Source organism: Streptomyces sp. NPDC047061 (assembly GCF_040643955.1).
Taxonomy (GTDB): domain Bacteria; phylum Actinomycetota; class Actinomycetes; order Streptomycetales; family Streptomycetaceae; genus Streptomyces.
Genome location: NZ_JBEYVI010000024.1, coordinates 140,485 through 163,629, shown reverse-complemented (window position 1 = coordinate 163,629; position 23,145 = coordinate 140,485). Strand labels below are relative to the sequence as shown.

Annotated in this window: 20 protein-coding genes; 5 read left to right on the top strand and 15 right to left on the bottom strand. The window is 71.6% G+C overall.

Going from position 1 to position 23,145, the window contains the following annotated elements; translation table 11 throughout:
- Positions 1-227 precede the first annotated feature (227 nt).
- Both ABZ887_RS30235 and ABZ887_RS30230 read left to right on the top strand, forming a co-directional pair.
- Positions 228-1,001 (top strand): ABC transporter ATP-binding protein, encoded by a 774-nt coding sequence (locus ABZ887_RS30235; protein ID WP_361295837.1) that lies wholly within the window; start codon positions 228-230, stop codon positions 999-1,001.
- On the top strand, positions 998-2,608 hold the full coding sequence (locus tag ABZ887_RS30230) for a transporter (RefSeq protein WP_361295834.1): 1,611 nt from the start codon (positions 998-1,000) through the stop codon (positions 2,606-2,608). The genes ABZ887_RS30235 and ABZ887_RS30230 overlap by 4 nt, the downstream gene beginning before the upstream one ends.
- A gap of 127 nt (positions 2,609-2,735) precedes the next feature.
- Here the strand turns inward: ABZ887_RS30230 and ABZ887_RS30225 are convergent, their stop codons facing one another.
- A complete protein-coding gene (locus ABZ887_RS30225; protein ID WP_361295831.1) occupies positions 2,736-3,596 on the bottom strand; it encodes an alpha/beta hydrolase in 861 nt (286 codons plus the stop codon).
- A gap of 575 nt (positions 3,597-4,171) precedes the next feature.
- Positions 4,172-4,864 (bottom strand): metal-dependent transcriptional regulator, encoded by a 693-nt coding sequence (locus ABZ887_RS30220; protein WP_217546648.1) that lies wholly within the window; start codon positions 4,862-4,864, stop codon positions 4,172-4,174.
- 337 nt (positions 4,865-5,201) lie between these two features.
- Between ABZ887_RS30220 and ABZ887_RS30215 the strand changes: the two genes are divergently transcribed.
- Entirely contained in the window at positions 5,202-5,957 is a 756-nt protein-coding gene (locus ABZ887_RS30215) for an SIS domain-containing protein (protein WP_361295828.1), read from the top strand.
- 13 nt (positions 5,958-5,970) lie between these two features.
- Here the strand turns inward: ABZ887_RS30215 and ABZ887_RS30210 are convergent, their stop codons facing one another.
- From ABZ887_RS30210 to ABZ887_RS30195, 4 genes are all read right to left on the bottom strand, one after another.
- Positions 5,971-7,392 (bottom strand): PAS domain-containing protein, encoded by a 1,422-nt coding sequence (locus ABZ887_RS30210; RefSeq protein ID WP_361295825.1) that lies wholly within the window; start codon positions 7,390-7,392, stop codon positions 5,971-5,973.
- Positions 7,393-7,532: 140 nt separating this feature from the next.
- Positions 7,533-7,973 carry a GNAT family N-acetyltransferase gene (locus ABZ887_RS30205; RefSeq protein WP_361295823.1) on the bottom strand — a complete coding sequence of 147 codons (441 nt, stop codon included), beginning with the start codon at positions 7,971-7,973 and terminating at the stop codon, positions 7,533-7,535.
- Complete coding sequence (locus ABZ887_RS30200; RefSeq protein WP_361295820.1) at positions 7,970-8,374, bottom strand: RidA family protein; 405 nt, start codon at positions 8,372-8,374, stop codon at positions 7,970-7,972. Before ABZ887_RS30200 ends, ABZ887_RS30205 begins: the two co-directional genes overlap by 4 nt.
- Positions 8,375-8,436: 62 nt before the next feature.
- Complete coding sequence (locus tag ABZ887_RS30195; protein WP_361295817.1) at positions 8,437-8,910, bottom strand: hypothetical protein; 474 nt, start codon at positions 8,908-8,910, stop codon at positions 8,437-8,439.
- A gap of 509 nt (positions 8,911-9,419) precedes the next feature.
- On the opposite strand from ABZ887_RS30195, the gene ABZ887_RS30190 reads away from it, so the two are divergent.
- Entirely contained in the window at positions 9,420-10,400 is a 981-nt protein-coding gene (locus tag ABZ887_RS30190; protein WP_361295894.1) for an RRXRR domain-containing protein, read from the top strand.
- 276 nt (positions 10,401-10,676) lie between these two features.
- Here ABZ887_RS30190 and pdxH read toward each other — a convergent pair whose 3' ends face one another.
- On the bottom strand, positions 10,677-11,315 hold the full coding sequence (pdxH, locus tag ABZ887_RS30185; RefSeq protein ID WP_361295891.1) for a pyridoxamine 5'-phosphate oxidase: 639 nt from the start codon (positions 11,313-11,315) through the stop codon (positions 10,677-10,679).
- A gap of 196 nt (positions 11,316-11,511) precedes the next feature.
- On the opposite strand from pdxH, the gene ABZ887_RS30180 reads away from it, so the two are divergent.
- Complete coding sequence (locus ABZ887_RS30180; RefSeq protein ID WP_361295814.1) at positions 11,512-12,612, top strand: citrate synthase 2; 1,101 nt, start codon at positions 11,512-11,514, stop codon at positions 12,610-12,612.
- A gap of 67 nt (positions 12,613-12,679) precedes the next feature.
- Here the strand turns inward: ABZ887_RS30180 and ABZ887_RS30175 are convergent, their stop codons facing one another.
- Genes ABZ887_RS30175 through ABZ887_RS30140 form a run of 8 tightly spaced genes read right to left on the bottom strand, consistent with a single transcriptional unit; the run spans position 12,680 to position 22,936 of the window.
- Positions 12,680-13,285, bottom strand: coding sequence for a TetR/AcrR family transcriptional regulator (locus ABZ887_RS30175; protein WP_361295811.1), 606 nt, complete (start codon positions 13,283-13,285; stop codon positions 12,680-12,682).
- A gap of 38 nt (positions 13,286-13,323) precedes the next feature.
- Positions 13,324-14,070, bottom strand: coding sequence for an enoyl-CoA hydratase family protein (locus ABZ887_RS30170; protein WP_361295808.1), 747 nt, complete (start codon positions 14,068-14,070; stop codon positions 13,324-13,326).
- Positions 14,067-15,662 (bottom strand): 4-coumarate--CoA ligase family protein, encoded by a 1,596-nt coding sequence (locus tag ABZ887_RS30165; RefSeq protein ID WP_361295805.1) that lies wholly within the window; start codon positions 15,660-15,662, stop codon positions 14,067-14,069. The genes ABZ887_RS30170 and ABZ887_RS30165 overlap by 4 nt, the downstream gene beginning before the upstream one ends.
- 58 nt (positions 15,663-15,720) lie before the next feature.
- Positions 15,721-16,902 (bottom strand): acyl-CoA dehydrogenase family protein, encoded by a 1,182-nt coding sequence (locus tag ABZ887_RS30160; RefSeq protein ID WP_361295802.1) that lies wholly within the window; start codon positions 16,900-16,902, stop codon positions 15,721-15,723.
- Between the two features lie 55 nt (positions 16,903-16,957).
- Positions 16,958-18,799, bottom strand: a complete 1,842-nt coding sequence (locus ABZ887_RS30155; RefSeq protein WP_361295799.1) for a biotin carboxylase N-terminal domain-containing protein — start codon at positions 18,797-18,799, stop codon at positions 16,958-16,960.
- Between the two features lie 8 nt (positions 18,800-18,807).
- A complete protein-coding gene (locus tag ABZ887_RS30150) occupies positions 18,808-20,406 on the bottom strand; it encodes a carboxyl transferase domain-containing protein (protein WP_361295796.1) in 1,599 nt (532 codons plus the stop codon).
- Positions 20,403-22,145: an acyclic terpene utilization AtuA family protein gene (locus tag ABZ887_RS30145; protein ID WP_361295793.1), complete on the bottom strand. Its 1,743-nt coding sequence runs from the start codon at positions 22,143-22,145 to the stop codon at positions 20,403-20,405. The genes ABZ887_RS30150 and ABZ887_RS30145 overlap by 4 nt, the downstream gene beginning before the upstream one ends.
- Complete coding sequence (locus ABZ887_RS30140; protein WP_361295790.1) at positions 22,142-22,936, bottom strand: TIGR03084 family metal-binding protein; 795 nt, start codon at positions 22,934-22,936, stop codon at positions 22,142-22,144. Before ABZ887_RS30140 ends, ABZ887_RS30145 begins: the two co-directional genes overlap by 4 nt.
- Between the last annotated feature and the right edge of the window lie 209 nt (positions 22,937-23,145).

Genomic DNA, 23,145 nt, shown 5'->3' with positions numbered 1-23,145 from the left:
CGGGTGCGGTCTTGTCGGCGGCCGCGGGTACGTCGTGGCTGGTCGCGCAGTTCCCCGCGCCCCTTACGGGGCGCTTCACAGCCGTGTCCTACATAGCTGCGGGCAGGCGTGCCGCAGGGCGGCACGGGTGGGCGCTGGGGGTCCCCCCGGCCGAAGGCTGGGGGAGGCACCCTGCGAGCGCCGGTAAGTGAAACCCCCCGCCACCGGCCCCCGCATAAGGTGCTGGCATGACCGATGCCGTGCGTGTGCGTGGGCTCTGGAAGCGGTTTGGGCAGCAGGTGGCCGTCGGCGGGATCGACCTGTCGCTGCCCGCCGGGAAGTTCGTCGGGCTGGTCGGACCCAACGGAGCCGGCAAGACCACCACCCTCTCCATGGTGACCGGGCTGCTGCGCCCGGACCACGGCTCCGTCGAGGTCGTCGGCCACGACGTGTGGCGGGACCCGGTCGCCGTGAAGGCCCGCATCGGCGTCCTCCCCGAAGGCCTCCGCCTCTTCGAACGGCTCTCCGGCCGCGAACTGCTCGGCTACTCCGGCCGCCTGCGCGGCCTCCCCGGCGCCGAGGTCGACAAGCGCGCCACCCAGCTCCTCGACGTGCTCGACCTCGCCGGCGCCCAGCACAAACTCGTCGTCGACTACTCGACCGGCATGCGCAAGAAGATCGGGCTCGCCGCCGCTCTCCTCCACAACCCCGAAGTCCTCTTCCTGGACGAGCCGTTCGAGGGCGTCGATCCGGTGTCCGCGCAGACCATCCGGGGCGTCCTCGAGCGGTACACCGCCTCCGGCGCGACCGTCGTCTTCTCCTCCCACGTGATGGAGCTCGTCGAGTCGCTGTGCGACTGGGTCGCGGTGCTGGCGGCGGGCCGGATCCGCGCGACCGGGACCCTGGAGGACGTGCGCGGGGCGCATCCCACCCTCCAGGCCGCGTTCCTCGAACTCGTCGGGGCGAGCGGCCGGGACGCGGCCTCCGACCTGGACTGGCTGGGCGGCGGGGCGGCCCGATGACGGACGTGACCGCCACCGTCGTACGGCTGAAGCTGTCGCTGCTGCGGAACGGGCTGCGGCAGTCCGGCGGCCGGCGGGCCGCGTTCGTCGCGTCGGCGGTCGTCGCACTGCTGTTCGCGGTGCTGCAGCTGCTGGGCCTGGTCCTGCTGCGCGGGCATGCGCACGCGGACGCGGTGGCCGTGCTGGGGGCCGCCGTGCTGGCGTTGGGGTGGGCGGTGATGCCGCTGTTCTTCCCGGGCGGCGACGAGACCCTGGACCCGACCCGGCTGGTGATGCTCCCGCTGCGGCCCCGGCCGCTGGTACGGGCCCTGCTGGCCGCCTCGCTGGTCGGCATCGGCCCCCTGTTCAGCCTGTTGCTGCTGGTGGGCTGTGCGGTGGCGGTGGCGCACGGTGCGGCCGGCTACGGCGTCGCGGTCGTCGCCGTACCCCTCGCACTGCTGGTCTGCGTGGCCCTCGCACGTGCCGTGGCCGCCGCGAACGTACGGCTGCTCAGCAGCCGCAAGGGACGGGACCTGGCGGTGCTGAGCGGCCTGGTCATCGCCGTCGGGGCGCAGCTCGTCAACTTCGGCGCCCAGAGCCTCGGTTCGGCCGGGCTCGGCAGGCTCGCGCCGGTGGCGGACGTGGTGCGGTGGCTGCCGCCCGCGTCGGCGATCGGCGCGGTGCACGCGGCGAGCGAGGGGTCGTACGGGACGGCGCTCCTCCAACTCGCGCTGTCCCTCGCCGCGTTGGCGCTGCTCGTCGGCGCCTGGGCGCGGACGCTGACCCGGCTGATGACCGCACCCGACGGTTCCACGCTGCAGGCGCCCGAAGCGGCCGCCCGGGGGCGTTCACCGGAAGGCGGGGGGCTGGGGCGACTGGGGCGGCCGGGGCGGCTGCTGCCGGGCGGTCGTACCGGCACGGTCATGGCGCGCAGCCTGCGCTACGTCTGGCGCGACCCCAAGACCAAGGCCGCCTGGGTGACCTCGCTGGCCATCGGCCTGATCGTGCCCGTCTTCAACGCCCTGCAGGGCACCGGGTCGATCTACTTCGCGTGCTTCGCCGCCGGCATGCTCGGCATCCAGATGTACAACCAGTTCGGGCAGGACACCTCCGCCTTCTGGATGGTCGCGATGACCGTCTCCTCCGCGCGGGACGCCTACGTCGAACTGCGCGGGCGGGCGCTGGCCCTGCTGGTGATCACCCTGCCGTACACCACGCTGGTGACCGTCCTGACCACGGCCGTGCTGGGCGACTGGCCCCGGCTGCCCGAGGTGCTCGGCCTCGCCTTCGCCCTGCTCGGCGCGATGCTGGCGACGGGCGCCTGGACCTCCGCCCGCTTCCCGTACTCCATCCCCCAGGAGGGCCACCGCAACGTCGCCCCCGGCCAGACCGGCCTGGCCTGCGTCGCGATCTTCGGCGGCATGGTGTCGGCGGCCCTGTTGTGCGCCCCCGTCATCGCGCTGACGATCGCGTTGAACGCGAGCGCGGGGGGCGCGGAGTGGACCTGGCTGCTGCTGCCGGTGGGGACGATCTACGGGGCGACGATCACGTGGACGGGGCTACGCCTGGCGGCCCCGCGGACGGCGGCCTGCTTGCCGGAGATCCTGACGGCTGTCAGCAAGGGCTAGCCGACGATCAGCGCCCCGCAAAGGGCGCGGGGAACTGCGCCCCGAAAGGGGCGCGGGGAACTGCGCCACCAGCCACAACGGACCCGCAGCCGCCTACCTCGCGCGGCCCCTGCCCCGTCGGCGCCCTTCACTCCCCCACCCGATCGAGAAACGGCTCCACGGCCGCCCGCCAGGCATCCGGCCGGTCGTACGGCAGCAGATGCCCCGCATCGGCCACCTCGGCGTACTCCCCCTTCGGCAGCACCCTGACCATCTCCTGCGCCTCCGCCCGCCCCAGCTCCCCGTCCACCCCGCGCACGACCAGCGTGGGGCACGGCACCTGGGCCAGCTCCTCCCAGTGCGCGTCGTACACCCAGGTCTCCCTGGACTTCAGCATCTGGTCCGGGTCGAACACGGGCCGCCAGCCGTCGGCGCACTCGTGCATCACCTCGGCGTAGAACTCCCCGCGCGCGGGGCTCGGCCGCTCCACCCAGGGATCGTCCTCGCCGAACCACTTGCGTACGTCGGCGAGCGTGGCGAAGGGAACGGGCCAGGACTTGAACCAGTCGGACCACTCGCGCTGCGAGGCCGCGCCGAGCGCGGAGGCCCGCATGTCGCAGATGATCAGACCCCGCACCAGCTCGGGGCGCTTCGCGGCGAGCTGCCAGGCGGTCAGGGCCCCCATGGCGTGGCCGATCAGCACGGCCGGCGCGAGGCCCAGCTGCTCGACGGCGGCCACGGCGTCCTCGACGTACGCCTCACGGGTGTAGGCGGCCTGCGGGGGCTTGTCGCTCTGGCCGTGGCCGCGCTGGTCGAGGGCGACGGCACGGTGCCGTCCGGCGAGCCAGCGGGCGGTGGACGCCCAGTGCGAGGCGCGGCCCATCAGGCCGTGCAGTAACAGCACGCCGGGAAACGAGTGGCCAGGATCCTCCGTCTTGGGCGGGTCCGCGAACTCCCAGGCGGCGAGGTTCACGCCGCCGACTCCTGTCACGTCGATGCGCCGTGCCATGGGCCTGGCACCCCCCTAGCTCCGCGTGCCTAGTGTCGCCTCGTATCGCTTCGTGGTGCTTCGGTACCACTGCAGACTATCGAACCCTTATTCGAAAACCGGGTTCCCGCGGGCAACACCCCTCATTCGAGTGACCCCTCCTCAGGCATGATCGGCGCCGCCGGGGGGATTTGTTCTGCGGGGGGCGGACCGCTCGGGGAAAACGGTCCGAGGGGATGACCCTGAGAGCTCGGGGCTCCGGGTCAGCACTGGGGAGGACAGGCCCCGGTACCGAAAGGTGCCGGGGCCAATCCCACGTCCACGCACATGTCCGTGTCCACGTCTTCGGCACATCCTCCCCGCCCCCCTCAGGTCATATGCCTCTCGCGACAGCCTTGCACGCGAAACGTTCCAGCGCTGCGATTCGGAGCACTGAATCTTCGATTCGACGCGTTCGACACACACGGGTGAGACGTCGAGAGAAGGCATCAACTTCCCCACCAGCAACAGAAGTTGAACGATGCTCAGGTTGCGGCACGCCCGGCGGTCGCCGCCCAGCCGGCGGCGCTCACCGGACGGCACTCAGCGGGCGTCGCTCAGCGCTTGGCGACGAACACGTGGGAGGCGACGTCCGCCTCCAGCTCGGCCGCCTCACCGCCGCTGCCCACCAGGACCCCGCCGGCCGCCTCCGTCACGCTCACCACCGAACCGGGCTGCACACCCGCCCGCCGCAGCGTGTACATCAGCTGCGCATCGGTCTGGATGGGCTCGCCGATCCGGCGCACGACCACCGTCTTGCCGTCCGTGCCCGGGTCCAGGTCGGCCAGCGACACCATGCTGTCGTCGAGGAACGGGTCCGCGCCGTCCTTCTCGCCCAGCTCCTCCAGCCCCGGGATCGGGTTGCCGTACGGCGACTCGGTCGGATGCCGCAGCAGCTCGAGCACCCGCCGCTCCACGGCCTCGCTCATCACGTGCTCCCAGCGACACGCCTCGGCGTGCACCTGCTCCCACTCCAGGCCGATCACGTCGACCAGCAGGCACTCGGCGAGGCGGTGCTTGCGCATCACCCGCGTCGCCAGCCGGCGGCCCTCGTCGGTCAGTTCCAGGTGACGGTCGCTGGCCACGGACACCAGACCGTCCCGCTCCATCCGCGCCACCGTCTGGCTCACCGTCGGCCCACTCTGGTCGAGCCGCTCCGCGATGCGGGCGCGCATGGGGACCACGCCTTCCTCTTCGAGCTCGAGGATGGTGCGGAGATACATCTCCGTGGTGTCGATCAGTCCGGACATACGTGCCCCTCGATTACCTCTGCCGGAAGCCCCGGCCGCGTGCGCTGGCCCTGCAACCAATTCTGCCGGATCCCACTGACAAGCGGGGGACACCGGAAAAACGGAGGGTGCGGGCCGACGTCCCTTTCACAGCCACCCAGCTGCGGGCAGGCGTGCCGCAGGGCGGCACGGGTGGGCGCGGCGGCACCCTGTAAGCGCCGGTAAGCGTCCCCACCCCCAGCCGCCACCCCGGCCCCCGCACAGGCCGTATTGACACCGACCTGGTCCAGACCTGAGGGTGATCCGCGACACACACGCTGACGCACACGCTGACGCTGACGCTGCGAAGGGGCACCGCATGAGCGACGGCACGCCCGCCGACCTGTTCTTCGACGCCGCCATCGGCCTCCTGCAACGGGTCCGCGACGAGGAGGCCGAGGCCATCACCGCCGCCGGCACCCTCCTCGCCGACACCGTCGCCTCCGGCGGCCGCCTCTTCGCCTTCGGCGCCGGGCACTCCTCGCTCGCCGCCCAGGACGTCGTCTACCGCGCCGGCGGCCTCGCCCTCATGAACCTCCTCGCCGCCCCCGGCCTCGTCGGCGTCGATGTGATGCCCGCCACCCTCGGCTCCCGTCTCGAACGGGTCGACGGACTCGCCACCGCCGTCCTCGACACCTCGCCCCTGCGCACCGGCGACGCCCTCGTGATCATCTCCCTGTCCGGCCGCAACGCCCTGCCCGTCGAGATGGCCGTCGAGGCCCGCCGGCGCGGCGCCAAGGTCATCGGCGTGACGTCGGTGGCGTACGCCACCGAGACCACCTCCCGGCACTCCTCCGGCACGTACCTCAAGGACCACTGCGACATCGTCCTGGACTCGAAGATCGCCGTCGGGGACGCCGAGCTCACCCTCGACACCATCCCCGCACCCTTCGCGCCCGCCTCCACGGTCGTCACCAGCGCCCTGCTCCAGGCGGTCCTGGCCACCACCGCGGCCACCCTCGCCGACCGCGGCACCGAACCCCCGCTGCTGCGCTCCGGCAACGTCGACGGCGGCCACGAATGGAACGCCCGCGTGTTCGAGGAGTACCGCGACCGGATCTTCTACCAGCACTGAGCGGCTGTCGCTGCTACTGCTGCCGTTCCTTCGCGAGGTGGGCGAGGTCCAGCGCGGTCGCGATGCGCACGGCCACGTCCTCCGCGTACGTCGCGTCCGCGCGCTCGAAGCGGTTGCGGGCCGACCCGCGCAGGAACGTCACGACGCCCAGCGTCCGCCCCCGGCTGCGCAGCACCGCGCACAACGCGTGCACCACGTCACCGGGCCACTGCCGGTCCAGCGCCCAGGCCCGCGCCCGGTCCAGCGGCACCGAACCGGCGTCCGCCCGCACACTCCCGGCCCGCACCACGCACTGCAACGCCGGATGCCCCTCCTCGTAGCGCACCGGCAGCCCCGCCGCCCCCGTCAGCATGCTCGGCCCCGGCGCCCCGGCCGGCGTGGCCGCGATCCGCACCAGCCGGACCGGCCCCACCTCCCCGTCGGCCCGGGATCCGCCCACCACCCGGTCGATCACCGCATGGTCCGCGAACCCGGCCAGCGCGAAGTCCAGGTGGACGGTCGCCGCCTCCGCCGGGTCCTCGCACTCGGCCGCCGCACGGGCCGCACGATGCAACTGGTTGGCACGGAAGCGCAGCATCGCCGCATCCTGCTCCGCGTGCTTGGCCTCCGTGACGTCCAGGAACAGCCAGCCCACCCCGAGCGGCACCGGCTCCTCGGCGAGCGGCGACGCCAGCCGCAGGAACCCGGACCGCCAGCAGCGCCGCTGCTCGCCCTCGGGCGTCCGTACGCTCACCCACATCTCCGCCGGCGCGGGCGGCGCCCCCTCGGCCAGCACATGCGTGAGCGCGCTCTCCAGATCCTCCACGCCCAGCGCGAGCAACTCCCCCAGCGGCCGCCCGAGCGCCGACGTACGCCCGATACCGAGCGCCCGCGCGGCATGCGCGTTGACGACGGCCGGCCGCAGATCCGCGTCCACGAGGACGACGCCCCAGGCAGCGTCCTCGAACAGGGCCTCGCTCAGCGCGATCGACCGCTCCAGGTCGATCTGCGCGTGCACCTCGCTGAACGCGCAGTACACCCCCGCCGGCTTCCCGTCGGGCCCGCGCACGGCCGCCGACTGCGTCCGTACGAGGACCCGCCCGCCGTCCTTGGTGAGCAGCGCGAACTCGTGCACCTGCCGACCGGGCGCATGCATCGCCGACAGCAGCCGCCCCTCGACCTCGTCCGCGTCCGCCTCACGCACCGCCCACCCGGCAAACCCGTGCCGGCCCACCGCCTCGGCGGCCGTCCACCCGAGGATCCGCTCGGCCTCACGGTTCCAGTGCGTGACGAAGCCGTCCGCGTCGAACGCGCACAGCGCCGCGTCCATGCCGTCGAGCAGCGCGGCGAGCAGGTCGGAGCCGCCCGAGTCCTCCGGAGCATCCCGCTCCGGTTCCGGCTCGGGCTCGTCGGGCCCCAGCTCGTCCGTGGCCCCACTACGCCGGGAAGCACTCACCTGGACCCCCATCAGGCTGCGTCCGCACGCACGGCGCGTCGGTTCACTCGCTGCCCTTCATTCAACTCGAACGTGACGCAGCCCACACTGTGTTCCCGCAAGATTGAGGGAATCGTTGCAACCCGCCGCCCACCACGGCCTCACAGCTCGAGCCGCAGATCCACCCACTCGTCACTCCCCCCGTCGAGCACATACCGCTCGACTTCCGCAAACCCGTGCCGCCGGGCAAACCGCACCCCGTCCTCATTGACCCCCAGCACACACGTCTCGACGACTCCGGCCCCCTGCGCACGCCCATACCCGAGCGCGTGCTCGTACAAGGCCGCACCGAACCCCCGCCGCCGAAACTCCGGCAACACCCGCGCGATCACCGTCACCACCCCACCGACGGCAGGCCGCACGGTGGAACACCCCACGAGCACGTCCCCGTCGTAGGCGTTCTCCAGCCGATACCCCCGCACCAGCCGCTCCCGAGCCTCCTCGAACGACATCGCGGCAGGCGGCACCACCACGTTGTGCACATACCGCCACTCCTCCAACGCCTCGTCGCCGTCGACGAGGACCACCCGAAGATCACTCACGCGTCGCCCTCCCCTTCTGCCGACCGCCGCGCGTAAACCTCGATCTCGATCTTCATCCGAGGATCCGACAGCCCGCACACCATCATCGTCGCGGCGGGCCGCACCTCCCCGAACACCCGCCGCAGCACCGGCCAGCACGGCTCGAAGTCCTCCCGCACCGGCAGCAGATACCGCACCCGCACCACGTCCCCGAACCCGCACCCGGCCTCCGCCAGCGCCGCCCCGATGTTCCGCAGACACTGCTCGGCCTGCTCCACCACGTCCTCGGAGATCGCCATCGCCGCATAGTCGAACCCGGTGGTCCCGGACACATGCACCCAGTCCCCGTCCACCACCGCCCGCGCATACCCGATCTCCTCCTCGAACACGGACCCACTGAGAATCACCCGCCGCTTTGTCATACCGGAACGGTAGAGGGCCTTCTCCGGTTGCGGTGGTCACAAGATCACACGAACCCTGGCCCCTACTCCGTGACGAAGGGTGCGTATCCGACCGGGACCTCGCTCACCTGAAGATCCGAGAAAAGCAAAGTCAGGTTGTGTGCGCTGGTCTCCATACACACCTCATGGAAGTCGATCCCAAGAGCCTTGGACCAGCGGCGGGCTCCCTCCGACTCAGGGAGAAGCCTGGCTCCCGGGTACAGGCTGTGCCACTTCACGCCCCAGACGTATCCGTCGAGGTCGATACCGGTCTTGTGGTCGATGAGCCGGTCGTCCAACGAGATCCGCCAAGTCTTCGCCGGCACTGACGTCTCACATCGGGCCTCGACGCAGTACCGGAAGAGATACCGCAGGTGGGACGGCGTGATGCCGGTACGGGGATCAGCCGCCGCGTAGACGATGACCTCGTAGTCGCGCATGTAGTTGCTGTATCCGTGGTGCACGACAGCGTGATCGAAGGTCTCGTCCAGCATCTGTTCAAGTACGGCGGTATCCATGCCGTCCTTCTACCTCACTCGACGAGACCTTCGACAACCAGATGCACGAGTGCCAGACGCCATCGCCCCAAAGATCGACCACACAGGCCCTAGCAGGAAAATCACGTGCGCGTTCGGAAGATCGGCAAGATCCGCATAAACGAGCGACTCCGGTTCGATCAAGGCAATAGTTGCGGTCCGGATCAGTAGCTTCACCTGCATACGCCGAAAGGAGGTCACTCGTTCCCCGGCCACAGAGCCGTCGAGTGACCAGCCCCAGTCATCACGATCGAAGGATCAGGGAGGTGCCCCCGATGACTACGTTTCCCGCAGGCGAGCAGACCCACCAGGCTGTACTTCCTCAGCAGCCTGCTCTGGAACCCGTGAGCGCAGACACCCCCGGGAGCAGGGACGAAACGGCTCACGGACACCCCGCCACCGCGCGGGGCGCCGACAGGGAACATGGGCGAGGGGAGACCGACGGGACCGGCACCGAGGCCCGTCGGCGACACGCCAAGCGCGCCGCCCCGGTGGCGCAGGCGGCAGAGAACGGGAGCGGTGACGCTCCCACACACCCACCGGAGTACGCGGGCGGAAGCGGCGACGGCAGAGTCTTCGTCCTCTCCAGGGACGGGCACCCACTCATGCCCTGCCACCCGGCCCGCGCCCGCGAACTCCTCCAGAAAGGACGAGCGGTCGTCGTACGACAGACACCCTTCGCCATCCGGCTCAAGGACCGCACGCAGGCCGAATCGGCCGTCGACGGCTTGCAGCTACGCATCGACCCCGGCTCCAAAGGCACTGGACTCGCCCTCACCGACGAGAAGAAGGAGACGGGCACAGACGGTCGTGTCGTCACCGTCCGACGCGGACTCTTCTCGATAGAGCTCCAGCACCGCGGCGACCGGATCCACCACGCCATGGGGCAACGCGCCGGATACCGACACCGACGGCGCTCGGCAAACTGCCGCTACCGAGCACCGAGATCGAACAACGCGACGCAGGCGCGACTCGCGGAAGCGTTGGAGACGCTGGACCGACCCGTACATGCCTGGCCCGGCCACCTCACCATGGCGAACCGCATGGCAAGCGGCCTTGGCAAGACGCACACCCTCGACGCGCTGTCCGTCGGCCACCTCGACCACGAGGGCGGAGACGCGATCGTACGATTCCCCGAACGGGTCCTGGTCGCAAAAGCCACCGGACGCGGCTCGTACGCTCGCACCACACCCGACCGGTACGGATTCCCGCGCCTGCGACGCTCCCGCACCAAGCAGCACTTCGGGTACGTCACCGGGGACCTCGTGCGTGCCGTCGTCCCCTCGGGCAAGTGGGCAGGTACCTGGACGGGGCACATTTCCGTCCGGGCCAGGGGGCAACACAGTCTCTCCACGCCCCAAGGCCGTCTCAACGTCTCGCACCGGAATCTGCAGCTTCTGCAGCGGGGCGACGGGTACGGCTACAGCACCCGGCGAGAAGCGCCTCCGCAAGCATCTCCAAAAAGCGGTTGAGTCTCTCCCAGGAGCTTCTTAGAGTGGCGAGTACGTGGAAGGGAGGTGATCGGGTAAATGAGTGAAACCCGGACGCGCGAGGTGGCTGCGGGCTAACGGCTCGCCACCACACGATGTGCGGTGCCGGACCGGCGTGCACGAGTTGCACGCAGCCGGCCTAATCCAACGCAGTCACCCGACCCGCGAGCTCGCCGGTACGTCCGGCCGGCTTCTCCGCCAGATGGCGGAGGGACCCGAGCTCGCGGGTCGTCTGTGTTTTCGGAGCCCGTGGGGGCGTCAGGGGCTGAGGCGTTCCACGTGCCAGGTGCCGGCGGGGTCGGCCACGTAGCGGAGGCGGTCGTGGAGGCGGTTCTGGCGGCCCTGCCAGAACTCGACGGTCTGGGGGGCGATGCGGAAGCCGCCCCAGTGCGGGGGGACCGGGACCTGTTCGCCCTCGGGGTAGCGGGCGCTGAGCTCCGCGTAGGAGGCGTCGAGTTCGGCGCGGGAGTAGATGACCGTGGACTGGGTGCTGGCCCAGGCGCCGAGCTGGGAGCCGTGCGGGCGGGTGCGGAAGTAGGCGGCGGTCTCGTCGCGGCCGGTGCGGCGGGCGGTGCCGGTGACGACGACCTGGCGGGCGATGGCGTGCCACGGGAAGACCAGCGAGACGTACGGGTTCGCGGCGAGGTCCTGGGCCTTGCGGGAGTCGTAGTTGGTGTAGAAGACGAAGCCCCGGGTGTCGTACTGCTTCATCAGGACCGTGCGTGAGCTGGGGCGGCCCTCGGCGTCGGCGGTGGCGACGACCATCGCGTTGGGTTCGTAGATCATGCCGTCGGCAGCCGCCCGCGCGGCCTGTTCGAACCAGCGGGTGAACTGGTCCATGGGGTGGGCGGCCAGGTCGTGCTCTTCGAATCCTTCGGCCCGGTAGTGCTTGCGCATCGCGGCGGGGTCGAGGATGGGGTCGTCGTCGGAGGCTGCGGCGTCACGATCGGTCACGCGGTCATCTTGCCGTATCGCTCTGTGCGGCACCGGCGGGCGGCGAGGAGTGTGGCACTGAGTGCCGCTGGGCTCCCCAACTCTGGCACTCGGGGTTATGGTGCAGTTGCCTCCGCCTACACCCATGAGGAGCCGCCCCATGTCCGACTTCGTACCTGGGCTCGAAGGAGTCGTCGCGTTCGAGACGGAGATCGCCGAACCGGACAAGGAGGGAGGCGCCCTGCGGTACCGGGGCGTCGACATCGAGGATCTGGTCGGGCACGTGTCGTTCGGGAACGTGTGGGGGCTGCTCGTCGACGGGGCGTTCAATCCGGGACTGCCGCCGGCCGAGCCGTTTCCGATCCCCGTCCATTCGGGTGACATCCGGGTGGACGTGCAGTCGGCGCTCGCGATGCTGGCGCCGGTGTGGGGGCTGAAGCCGCTCCTGGACATCGATGCGGACCAGGCCCGGGAGGATCTGGCGCGGGCCGCGGTCATGGCACTGTCGTACGTCGCCCAGTCCGCGCGTGGGCAGGGGCACGCGATGGTGCCGCAGCGGGAGATCGACAAGGCGCACTCGGTGGTCGAGCGGTTCATGATCCGGTGGCGGGGCGAGCCGGATCCGAAGCATGTGGCGGCCGTGGACGCCTACTGGACCTCGGCCGCCGAGCACGGGATGAACGCGTCCACGTTCACCGCGCGGGTCATCGCCTCGACCGGCGCGGATGTCGCCGCGGCACTGTCCGGTGCGGTGGGGGCCATGTCGGGGCCGCTGCACGGGGGTGCGCCGTCGCGGGTGCTCGGGATGATCGAGGAGATCGAGCGGACCGGGGACGCGGTGGGGTACGTCAAGCGGGCGCTGGACCGGGGTGAGCGGCTGATGGGGTTCGGGCACCGGGTGTACCGGGCGGAGGATCCGCGGGCGCGGGTGCTGCGGCGGACGGCGCGGGAGCTGGGCGCGCCGCGGTTCGAGATCGCTGAGGCGCTGGAGCAGGCTGCGCTGGAGGAGCTCCACAATCGGCGGCCGGATCGTGTGCTCGCCACCAATGTGGAGTTCTGGGCGGCGATCATGCTGGACTTCGCGGAGGTGCCGGCGCACATGTTCACGTCGATGTTCACGTGTGCGCGCACCGCGGGGTGGTCGGCGCACATTCTCGAGCAGAAGCGGACGGGGCGGTTGGTGCGGCCGTCGGCGGAGTATGTGGGGCCGGGGACGCGGAGGCCGCAGGATGTGGAGGGGTTCGCGGATATCGCCCACTAGGGGGGTGACGGCGGTGGGTCGGCGGGTGCGGGTGTGTGGGGGCTGGTCGCGCAGTTCCCCGCGCCCCTTACGGGGCGTTGTCGAGCACCTCGTCCAGTAGTGCCGCCCACTGCTGGACCACCCGTTCCCGCCGCGACCGGTCGTCCGTGAGGAGGTTGGCCAGGCCCAGGCCTCGGGCCATGTCCAACAGGCCCTGGACCGTCTCCCGGGCGCCCGGGCGGGACTCGTCCGCGGCCAGGAGGTCGACGGCGATGCGGTGGGTTTCGCGGCCCACCCGGGCCTCCAGCTCCGTCACCCGGGGGCGGAGCTGGTCCTCGTTGGAGGCGGCGACCCAGAGGTGGAGGGCGGCGCGGAAGAGGGGGCCGGTGTAGAGGTCGACGAGGGCCGAGACGACTGCTCGGCGGTCGCCGACGGTCGCGCCCTGCGGGAACAGGGCGCGGAGGGCGGTGGAGCGTTCCTCGGCGACGTATTCGACGGCCGCGGTGAAGAGGTCCTCGCGGGTCGGGAAGTGGTGTTGGGCGGCGCCCCGGGAGACACCAGCACGTTCGGCGACAACGGCCACCGTGGAGCCTGCCCAGCCTCGCTCGGCGAGGCAGGCCACGGCGGCCTCCAGGAGTCGCTGCCGGGTGGCGCGGCTGCGGTCCTGTTTCGGCGCGCGTTCCGACGTGCCCACACCCGCGCCGGCACCCGCACTCGTACTCGCACCCGTGTTCACACCACCCACGCCGCGTCCCGTCGTTCGAGGAAGGCCGTCATCCCCTCGCGGGCCTGGTCGGAGGAGAACAGCCGGGCCGAGAGTGCGGTGAGGTGGGCCGCGTCCCGGTCGAATGTCTCCAGCACCCTAGCCGTGAGCAGCTGTTTCGTCTCGGCCAGGGCCTGGGGGGCGGAGCGGCGGAGGCCGTCGAGGACGGGGGCCAGGGCGGCGTCGACGTCGTCGGCGGTGGTGGTGAGGAGGCCCAGGTGGACGGCCTCGGCGGGGTCGAAGCGTTCGCCGGTGAGGTAGTAGCGGGCGAGGGTGCGGGGGTCGGCGCGCGGGAGGAGCGGGAGGGAGATCACCGCGGGGGCGACGCCGATCCGCACCTCCGTGAAGGCGAAGGTGGACTCGGTGGAGGCTGCCGCGATGTCGCAGGCGGCGAGGAGGCCGAGGCCGCCCGCGCGGACGTGGCCGGTGACGCGGGCGACGACCGGCTTGGGCAGTTCGACCAGTTGGCGGAGGAGGCCGACGAGGGCGTCGGGGTCGGGCGGGTCGCGCAGGTCGGCACCGGCGCAGAAGGTGTTGCCGGTGTGGGTGAGGACGACGGCGCGGACGTCGGGGTCCTTGGCGCAGTCGGTGAGGGCCTCGGCGAGCTCGGCGACGAGGGCGGCGGACAGGGCGTTGCGGGTGGCGGTGGCGTCGAGGCTGAGGGTGGTGACGGCACGCGTGTGTGTCTGTCCGACCAACGGTGCGATCGACGTCATGGGCGCTCCTCGGGTTCCTCGGTCCTGGCGAGGGCACGCAGTTCGCGGCGGAGTATCTTTCCGGAGGCCGCGCGGGGCACGCCGGTGATGAAGGTGACCTTGCGGACGCGCTTGTAGGGCGCGACGCGTTCGGCGACGTACAGCATGGTCTCGTTCTCGGTAAGGCCGTCGGCGGTGGGCTGGCGGACGACGAAGGCGTGCGGGATCTCGTTGCCGTCGTCGTTGTAGGCGCCGACGACGGCGGCGTCGGCGATGCCCGGGTGGGTGAGCAGCAGGGCCTCCAGTTCGGCGGGGGCCACCTGGAAGCCCTTGTACTTGATGAGTTCCTTGACCCGGTCGACGACGTACAGCCAGCCGTCGGCGTCGACATGGCCGACGTCCCCGGTGTGCAGCCAGCCGTCGGTGTCGATCATCTCGGCGGTGGCGTCGGGCCGGCCGAGGTAGCCCTTCATGACCTGGGGGCCGCGGATGACGATCTCGCCGGGCTCGCCGACGGCGAGGTCCTTGTGCGGGTCGTCCAGGGACACGATCCGCATCTCGGTGCCGGCGATGAGCTTGCCGACGGTGCCGGGCGGCGACTGGCGCAGGGCGGCGAGGGGGACGATGTGGGTGCCGGGGGAGAGTTCGGTCATGCCGTAGCCCTGTGCGACGGGCGGCATGCCGAGGCGGTCGCCGCAGGCCGTGGCGAGTTTGGCGTCCAGGGGTGCGGCGGCGCTCATGACGTACTTGAGGGACGACAGGTCGTACTGCTCGACCAGCGGGTGCTTGGCGAGGGCGAGGACGATCGGCGGGGCGACCCACAGGCCGGTGATGCGGTGGTTCTGGATCGCCGCGAGGAAGGTCTCCAGCTCGAAGCGGGGCAGGACGACGACGGTGGCGCCGTTGCGCAGCGGCGCGTTCATGAGCGCAGTGAGGCCGTAAATGTGGAAGAACGGCAGCACGGCGAGGATGCGGTCGCCGGGGCCGGACGGGACGGGGATCTCCAGCTGCGCGAGGTTGGTGGCGATCTGCCGGTGGGTGAGCATGACGCCCTTGGGGACGCCGGTGGTGCCGGAGGAGTACGGCAGTGCGGCGACGTCCTCGACGGGGTCGATGTCGACCTGCGGCTCGGGGGCGTCGCTGGCCAGCATGTCGAGCAGTGAGCGGTGTCCGGGTGCGCTGTCGCAGACGAATATCTCCGCTATGCCGCCGGCGAGTTCGGCGGCCCGGCGGGCCGTCTCCAGGAGCGGCGAGACGGTGACGATCCAGCGGGCGGCGGAGTCCTTGAGCTGTTTGGCGAACTCCTCGGGGGTGGCGAGCGGGTGCACGGTGGTGACGGAGGCGCCCGCGCGCGTGGCCGCGTAGAACGCCGTCGGGAAGGCGACCGTGTTCGGGCTGTGCAGGGCGAGGATGTCGCCCTTGCGGACGCCGGCGTCGGCGAACGCGGCCGCGAGCCGCCGGTGGAACCGGTTCAGCTGTGCGTACGTGAGAGTGGTGCCGTCGTTGCCGTCGACCAGGGCGGGCGTGTCGCCGAACTCGGCGGCCCGGCCCAGTACGGCCTCGTGGATGGGGAGTTCTACGGGCGGAACGTCTGCGTACTCACTGCGGAACACGGTTCCTCCAAGGCGGCCACGGGCCTCGGTACGGCCTCGGTACGGCCTGAGTGCGATCTCAGTACGACTTGGGCAGGCCGAGGGTCTGGTGGGAGACGTAGTTGAGAATCATCTCCCTGCTCACCGGAGCAATACGAGCCACGCGCGCGGCCGTTATCAACGAGGCGAGCCCGAATTCCCGCGTGAGTCCGTTGCCGCCGAGGGTGTGCACGGCCTGGTCGACAGCCTTCACGCACGCCTCGCCCGCCGCGTACTTCGCCATGTTGGCGGCCTCGCCTGCGCCGATGTCGTCGCCGGCGTCGTACAGGTGGGCCGCCTTCTGCATCATCAGGCGGGCGAGTTCGAGGTCGATGTGCGCCTGGGCGAGGGGGTGTGCGATGGCCTGGTGGGCGCCGATGGGTGCTTTCCAGACGGTACGTTCGCGCGCGTACTCGATCGCTTTGGAGAGCGCGTAGCGGCCCATGCCGATCGCGAACGCGGCCGTCATGATGCGCTCCGGGTTGAGGCCGGCGAACAGTTGCAGGAGGCCCGCGTCCTCGTCGCCGACGAGTGCGTCGGCGGGCAGCCGTACGTCGTCGAGGGTCAGCTCGAACTGCTTCTCGGCGGCGTTCAGTTCCATGTCGATGGGGCGCTTCTGGAAGCCCTCGGCGTCCGTCGGGACGATGAACAGGCAGGGCTTGAGGGTGCCGGTGCGGCCCTCTTTGTCGGACACGGTCTCGGTGCGGCCGACGATCAGGACGGCGTCGGCCATGTCGACGCCGGAGATGAAGACCTTGCGGCCGGTGAGCAGCCAGTCGCCGCTCGCCGGGTCGCGGCGGGCGGTGGTGGTGATGCGGTGGGAGTTGGAGCCGGCGTCGGGTTCGGTGATGCCGAACGCCATGAGGCGGGAGCCGTCGGAGAGACCGGGGAGCCAGGCCCGCTTCTGTTCCTCGGTGCCGAAGCGGGCGATCACGGTGCCGCAGATCGCGGGTGAGACGACGAGCATGAGGAGCGGGGAGCCCGCGGCGCCCAGTTCCTCCAGGACGATGGAGAGTTCGGTGATGCCGCCGCCACCGCCGCCGTGCTCCTCCGGGAGGTTGACGCCGAGGTAGCCGAGTTTTCCGGCCTCGTTCCAGAGTTCGGTCGGGTGGCGTCCCTCTGCGATGGTTCGGGTGATGTAGTCGCGGCCGTACTTCGCGCCGAGGGCGGCTACCGCTGCGCGGAGTGCCTTGTGTTCGTCCGTTTCGATTTGGGGGGGCATGGTGGCTCCTTCGGGTGCGGGTTGTGTGTGGTTGCTCGCGCAGTTCCCCGCGCCCCTAAGTTGCTTGCACTACTGCCAGTAGAGAGCCCGGCTCTACCTGTTGGCCGACTACGGCTCGCAACTCGCTCAGCGTGCCTGTGACCGGTGCTGTGATCTGGTGCTGCATCTTCATCGCCTCCAGCCACAGCAGAGGCTGGCCGGCCTCCACCGTCGCCCCCGCCGCCAGCCCCTCCGCCATCCGTACGACCGTCCCCGGCATCGGTGCCAGCAGCGAACCCGGTGCCAGCTGAGCCTTGGCATCGGGGAAGCGGGGCAGGGCGGTGAGGGTCGTGTTGTTGACGTGGACCTGGTTGCCGTAGCTCGACACCTCGAACTTGCGGTGCACGCCGTCGATGTCGAGTACGACCAGACGCGCGCCCGCGTGCACGACCCGTACGCCGTCTGCCGTGAGGCCCTCGCGGGTGTGCCGGTAGTGGGCCTCGTGTTCCTCGCCGGCCATCAGGTAGCGCTTGGTCTGGGGCTGGGAGGGCAGGTTGCGCCAGCCGCCGAAGCGGGAGCGGCCGTGAGCGTCGGCCAGGGCGGCCGCGAGGGGGGCGTGCGGGTCGGGGGCCGACGCCGTCAGTTCGGTGAGGTGACGGTCGTAGAAACCCGTGTCCATGCGGGCCGTCGCGAACTCCTCGTGGCGCAGGGAGCGGACGAGGAGGTCGCGGTTGGTGGTGGGGCCGTGCAGGGTGGTGGCTTCGAGCGCGTGGGCCAGTTTGCGGAGCGCCTCGGCGCGGGTGGGGGCGTGGGCGACCACTTTCGCGAGCATCGCGTCGTAGTGGACGCCGATCTCGTCGCCGTCGGTGTAGCCGGTGTCCAGGCGGACGCTGTCCGGTACGGCGAGGCGGTGCAGGGTGCCGGTCTGCGGGGTCCAGTCGCGGGCGGGGTCCTCGGCGTAGAGGCGGGCCTCGATCGCGTGGCCATGCGCGCGTGGGGCGTCGAGGGGGAGGGCGTGGCCCTCGGCGACACGGATCTGTTCGGCGACCAGGTCGAGGTCGAAGACGGCCTCGGTGACGGGGTGTTCGACCTGGAGGCGGGTGTTCATCTCCAGGAAGTGCGCCCGGCCGTCGGCGACGAGGAACTCGACGGTGCCCGCGCCGACGTAGGCGACGGAGCGGGCGGCGCGTACGGCCAGTGCGTGCAGCTCCTTCACCAGTCCCTCGGGGAGGCCGGGTGCCGGTGCCTCCTCGACGACCTTCTGGTGTCTGCGCTGGAGTGAGCAGTCGCGGGTGCCGAGGGGCCAGACCGTGCCGTGGGTGTCGGCGAGGATCTGCACCTCCACGTGGCGGCCGCGTTCGAGGTAGGGCTCGACGAAGACCTCGCCGTCGCCGAAGGCGCTGGTGGCCTCGGCGCGCGCGCCCTCCAGTGCGGCGCCCAGTTCGTCGAGGCGGCGCACGATGCGCATGCCGCGCCCGCCGCCGCCGGCGGCCGCCTTGACCAGTACCGGCAGGTCGGACTCGGTCACCTCGCCCAGGGGGGCGATGCCCATCAGCTCCTTGGCGCGGGTCTTGGACGCCATCGCCTCGATGGCCTCGGGGGGCGGCCCGATCCAGACCAGGCCGGCGTCGAGGACGGCGCGGGCGAAGTCGGCGTTCTCGGAGAGGAAGCCGTACCCGGGGTGCACGGCGTCCGCGCCGGCGCTCACGGCGGCCTTCACCACCAGGTCGCCGCGCAGGTAGGTGTCGGCGGGCGTGGCGCCCGGCAGCCGTACGGCGGTGTCGGCCACGCGCGCGTGGAGCGCGTTCCCGTCGGCGTCGGAGTGCACCGCGACGGTCCTGATGCCGAGTTCGGCGCAGGTGCGGAAGATCCGGCAGGCGATCTCGCCGCGGTTGGCGACGAGCAGGGTCGAGATCACGTGGTCCCTCACATCCGGAAGACGCCGAAGCCGCCGCGTGCGCCTTCGTAGGGGGCGGTGTGGATGGCGGACAGGCACAGGCCGAGGACGGTGCGGGTGTCGCGCGGGTCGATGACGCCGTCGTCGTACAGCCGCCCGGACAGGAACTTGGGCAGCGACTCGGACTCGATCTGCTGCTCGACCATGGCGCGCAGGGCCGCGTCGCCTTCGTCGTCGTACGGCTGGCCCTTCGCGGCGGCCGACTGGCGGGCGACGATCGACAGGACGCCGGCGAGTTGCTGCGGGCCCATGACGGCCGACTTGGCGCTGGGCCAGGCGAACAGGAAGCGGGGGTCGTAGGCGCGTCCGCACATCCCGTAGTGCCCGGCGCCGTAGGAGGCGCCCATGAGGACGGAGAGGTGCGGGACGCGGCTGTTGCTGACCGCGTTGATCATCATCGCGCCGTGCTTGATGATGCCGCCCTGCTCGTACTCCTTGCCGACCATGTAGCCGGTGGTGTTGTGGAGGAAGAGGAGGGGGATGTCGCGCTGGTTGGCCAACTGGATGAACTGGGCGGCCTTCTGGGACTCCGCGGAGAACAGGACGCCCTGGGCGTTGGCGAGGATGCCGACCGGGTAGCCGTGCAGGCTCGCCCAGCCGGTGGCGAGGCTGGTGCCGTACAGCGGCTTGAACTCGTCGAAGTCGGAGGCGTCGACCAGGCGGGCGATCACCTCGCGCGGGTCGAAGGGGATCTTGAGGTCGCCGGGGACGATGCCCAGGAGCTCCTCGGGGTCGTACTTCGGCGGTTCGGCGGGGCCGGGGTCGGGGTGGGCCTTGCGGTGGTTGAGGCGGGCCACCACGCGGCGGGCCTGGCGGAGCGCGTCCGGTTCGTCGACGGCGAAGTAGTCGGCGAGGCCCGACACGCGCGCGTGCATCTCCGCGCCGCCCAGGGACTCGTCGTCGCTCTCCTCGCCGGTGGCCATCTTCACCAGCGGCGGTCCGCCGAGGAAGACCTTGGCGCGCTCCTTGACCATGATCACGTGGTCGGACATGCCGGGGATGTAGGCCCCTCCGGCGGTGGAGTTGCCGAAGACGACGGCGACGGTGGGGATGCCGGCGGCCGACAGCCGGGTGAGGTCGCGGAAGATGGCGCCGCCCGGGATGAAGATCTCCTTCTGGGAGGGCAGGTCGGCGCCACCGGACTCGACGAGGCTGATGCAGGGCAGCCGGTTGGCGAGGGCGATGTCGTTGGCGCGCAGGGCCTTCTTCAGCGACCAGGGGTTGCTGGCGCCGCCGCGCACGGTCGGGTCGTTGGCGGTGATCAGGCACTCCACGCCCTCGACGGTCCCGATGCCGGTGACCAGCGAGGCGCCGACGGCGTAGTCGCTGCCCCAGGCGGCCAGCGGGGACAGCTCCAGGAAGGGCGTGTCGGGGTCGAGAAGGAGTTCGATGCGCTCGCGGGCGAGCAGCTTGCCGCGCTTGCGGTGCCGTTCGACGTACTTCGGGCCGCCGCCCGCGAGGGCCTTGGCGTGCTCGGCCTCCAGGTCGGCGAGCTTGGCGAGCATGGCGTCGCGGTTCGCCCGGTGGTCGGGGGTGTTCGTGTCGAGGGTGGTCTCGATGACCGTCACAGCAGGGCCTCCGGGATGTCCAGGTGGCGGGAGCGGAGCCATTCGCCGAGGGCCTTGGCCTGGGGGTCGAAACGGTGCTGGGCGGCCACCCCCTCGCCGAGCACGCCCTCGACGGTGAAGTTGAGGGCGCGGAGGTTGGGGAGCGGGTGCCGGGTGACCGTCAGAACGCGGGTCTCGGGCAGGAGGTGGCGGAAGGTGTCGACGGTCAGGGTGTGCGCGAGCCAGCGCCAGGCCTCGTCCGAGCGCGCCCAGACGCCGACGTTGGCGTTGCCGCCCTTGTCGCCGCTGCGGGCCCCGGCGACGAGCCCGAGGGGCGCCCGCCGGGTGGGGCCGCCGGCCGGGTACGGCTCGGGCAGCGGTGGCTCGGGCGGGTCCTGGAGGACGAGGGTGTCCTGGGCCGGCGGCACGGGGATCCGTCGCCCGTCATGGAGGACGGCCACATGGGGCACGTCACCATGTGGGACGTACACATCCTCGAAGACCCCATAGGGTGCGCCCTTCCCGGGTGGGGCGAGCACATGGAAGCCGGGGTAGCTGGCGAGGGCGAGTTCCACGGCGGCCGCGCTCAGCGCCCGGCCGACGGTGTCCTGGTCCCGGTCCCGTACGACGAGCCGGAGCAGCGCGCTGGCGGTCTCCTCGGTGTCCGCGTCGGGGTGGTCGGTGCGGACCAGCTCCCAGCGGATCCCGGCGGGCGGTGACTTGGCGAGCGCGAACGCGTCGGCCATCTGGTCCCGTACCAGCGCGGCCTTCGCCTCGATGTCGAGCCCGGTGAGCACGAAGACGACCTCGTTGCGGAAGCCGCCCAGCCGGTTGCGGCCGACCTTGAGGGTGGGGGGCGGGGCCTCGCCCCGTACGCCCTCGATCCGCACCCGGTCCGGGCCGTCCTGGCTCAGCCGAATGCTGTCGAGGCGGGCGGTGACGTCGGGGCCCGCGTACCGGGCGCCGCCGGTCTCGTACAGCAGCTGCGCGGTGACCGTGCCGACGTCGACGAAGCCGCCGGTGCCGGGGTGCTTGGTGATGACGCAGCTGCCGTCCTCGTGGAGCTCGGCGAGCGGGAAGCCGGGACGGCGCAGGTCGCGGCCTGCCCCCGCTTCGGCTCCCGCACGGGCTCGCGCGTGGGCTCCCGCATGGGCTCGCGCTTCGGCGAAGAACGCGTAGTTGCCGCCGGTGGCCTGGGTCCCGCACTCCAGGACGTGCCCGGCGACGACGGCGCCCGCGAGCCGGTCGTACTCCCCCGGCCGCCAGCCGAAGTGGGCGGCGGCGGGCCCGGTGACCAGGGCCGCGTCGGTGACCCGGCCGGTGACCACGACGTCGGCGCCCGCCCGCAGGCACTCGGCGATCCCGAAGCCGCCGAGGTAGGCGTGGGCGGCGAGGCTGCCGGGGTGGGCGGCGGTCAGGTCGTCGCCCTCCACATGTGCGACGCGCACAGGTATCCCGAGCCGGTCGGCCAGCTGCCGTACGGCGTCGGCGAGTCCGGCCGGGTTGAGGCCCCCGGCGTTGGTGACGATCCGCACGCCCCGCTCGTGGGCCAGGCCCAGGCAGTCCTCCAGCTGGCGCAGGAAGGTGCGGGCGTAGCCGGCGGCGGGGTCCTTGAGGCGGTCGCGGCCGAGGATGAGCATGGTCAGCTCGGCGAGGTAGTCGCCGGTGAGGACGTCGAGTTCGCCGCCGGTGAGCATCTCGCGCAGCGCGTCGAAGCGGTCGCCGTAGAAGCCGGAGGCGTTGCCTATGCGCAGGGTCACGGGGTGCCGCCCTTCGGGGTGCGGCCGGGGCCTGGCGGGCCCGCGAAGGCCTGGGCGACGTCCAACCAGCGGTCGGCGTCCGGGCCGACGGCTTCGAGGGCGAGGTCGGCGCGGTGGGCGCGCTGGGTGACCAGGAGGCAGAAGTCGAGGGCGGGGCCGGTGACGCGGTCGTCGGCGTCCTCGGGGCCGTATGCCCACAGGTCGCCGGACGGGGCGGTCAGTTCGACGCGGAACTCCTCGAACGGTACGGGCAGTCCGTGCACGCCGAAGGCGAAGTCGCGGGTGCGGACGCCGAGCCGGGCGATGTGCCGGAGCCGGTCGGTGGGGGTACGGGTCACCCCGAGCGCGTCCGCGATGTCCAGGCCGTGCGCCCAGGTCTCCATCAGCCGGGCGGTGGCCATGGAGGCGACCGACATAGGGGGGCCGTACCAGGGGAAACGCGCCCGCGCGGGCGCCTCGCCCAGCGCCGCCGCCAGGGCCTCGCGCCCGGCCCGCCAGTCAGCCAGCAGCTGGGCGGAGGGCTTCGCGGCGCCTTCCTCCGCCCCGTTGTCCACGAAGTCCCCGGGCTGGGTCAGCGCCTTCTCGACCTCACGGGAGAAGGCGTCCCGATCGGTCACGGCCAGCAGCGAGGAGTGGTCGGTCCAGGCGAGATGGGCGATCTGGTGGGCGACGGTCCAGCGGGGCGCGGGCGTGGCGAGAGCCCACTGCTCGGGCCTCAACTCGGCTACCAGCCGGTCGAGTTCCGCGCTCTCCTCACGCAGGTCGTCGATGACGGGCGTCGGATCGGACATGGGCAGGAGCATGGCAGCGAGCCCGGAAACAATCAAGCACGCTTGCATGAATTTGGCTCAGCCATGGCCCGGAGCGGGCAGCCACGGCCCGGAGCACGGACCCGCCACCGCCCGGAGGCGGGCCCGCCGCCGCCCCGGATCGGTCCTCCTTGGCGACATCTGGAGTCACCCTGGGGCAACCCTTGGCACAACCCGTCGGGGCAGGGGTA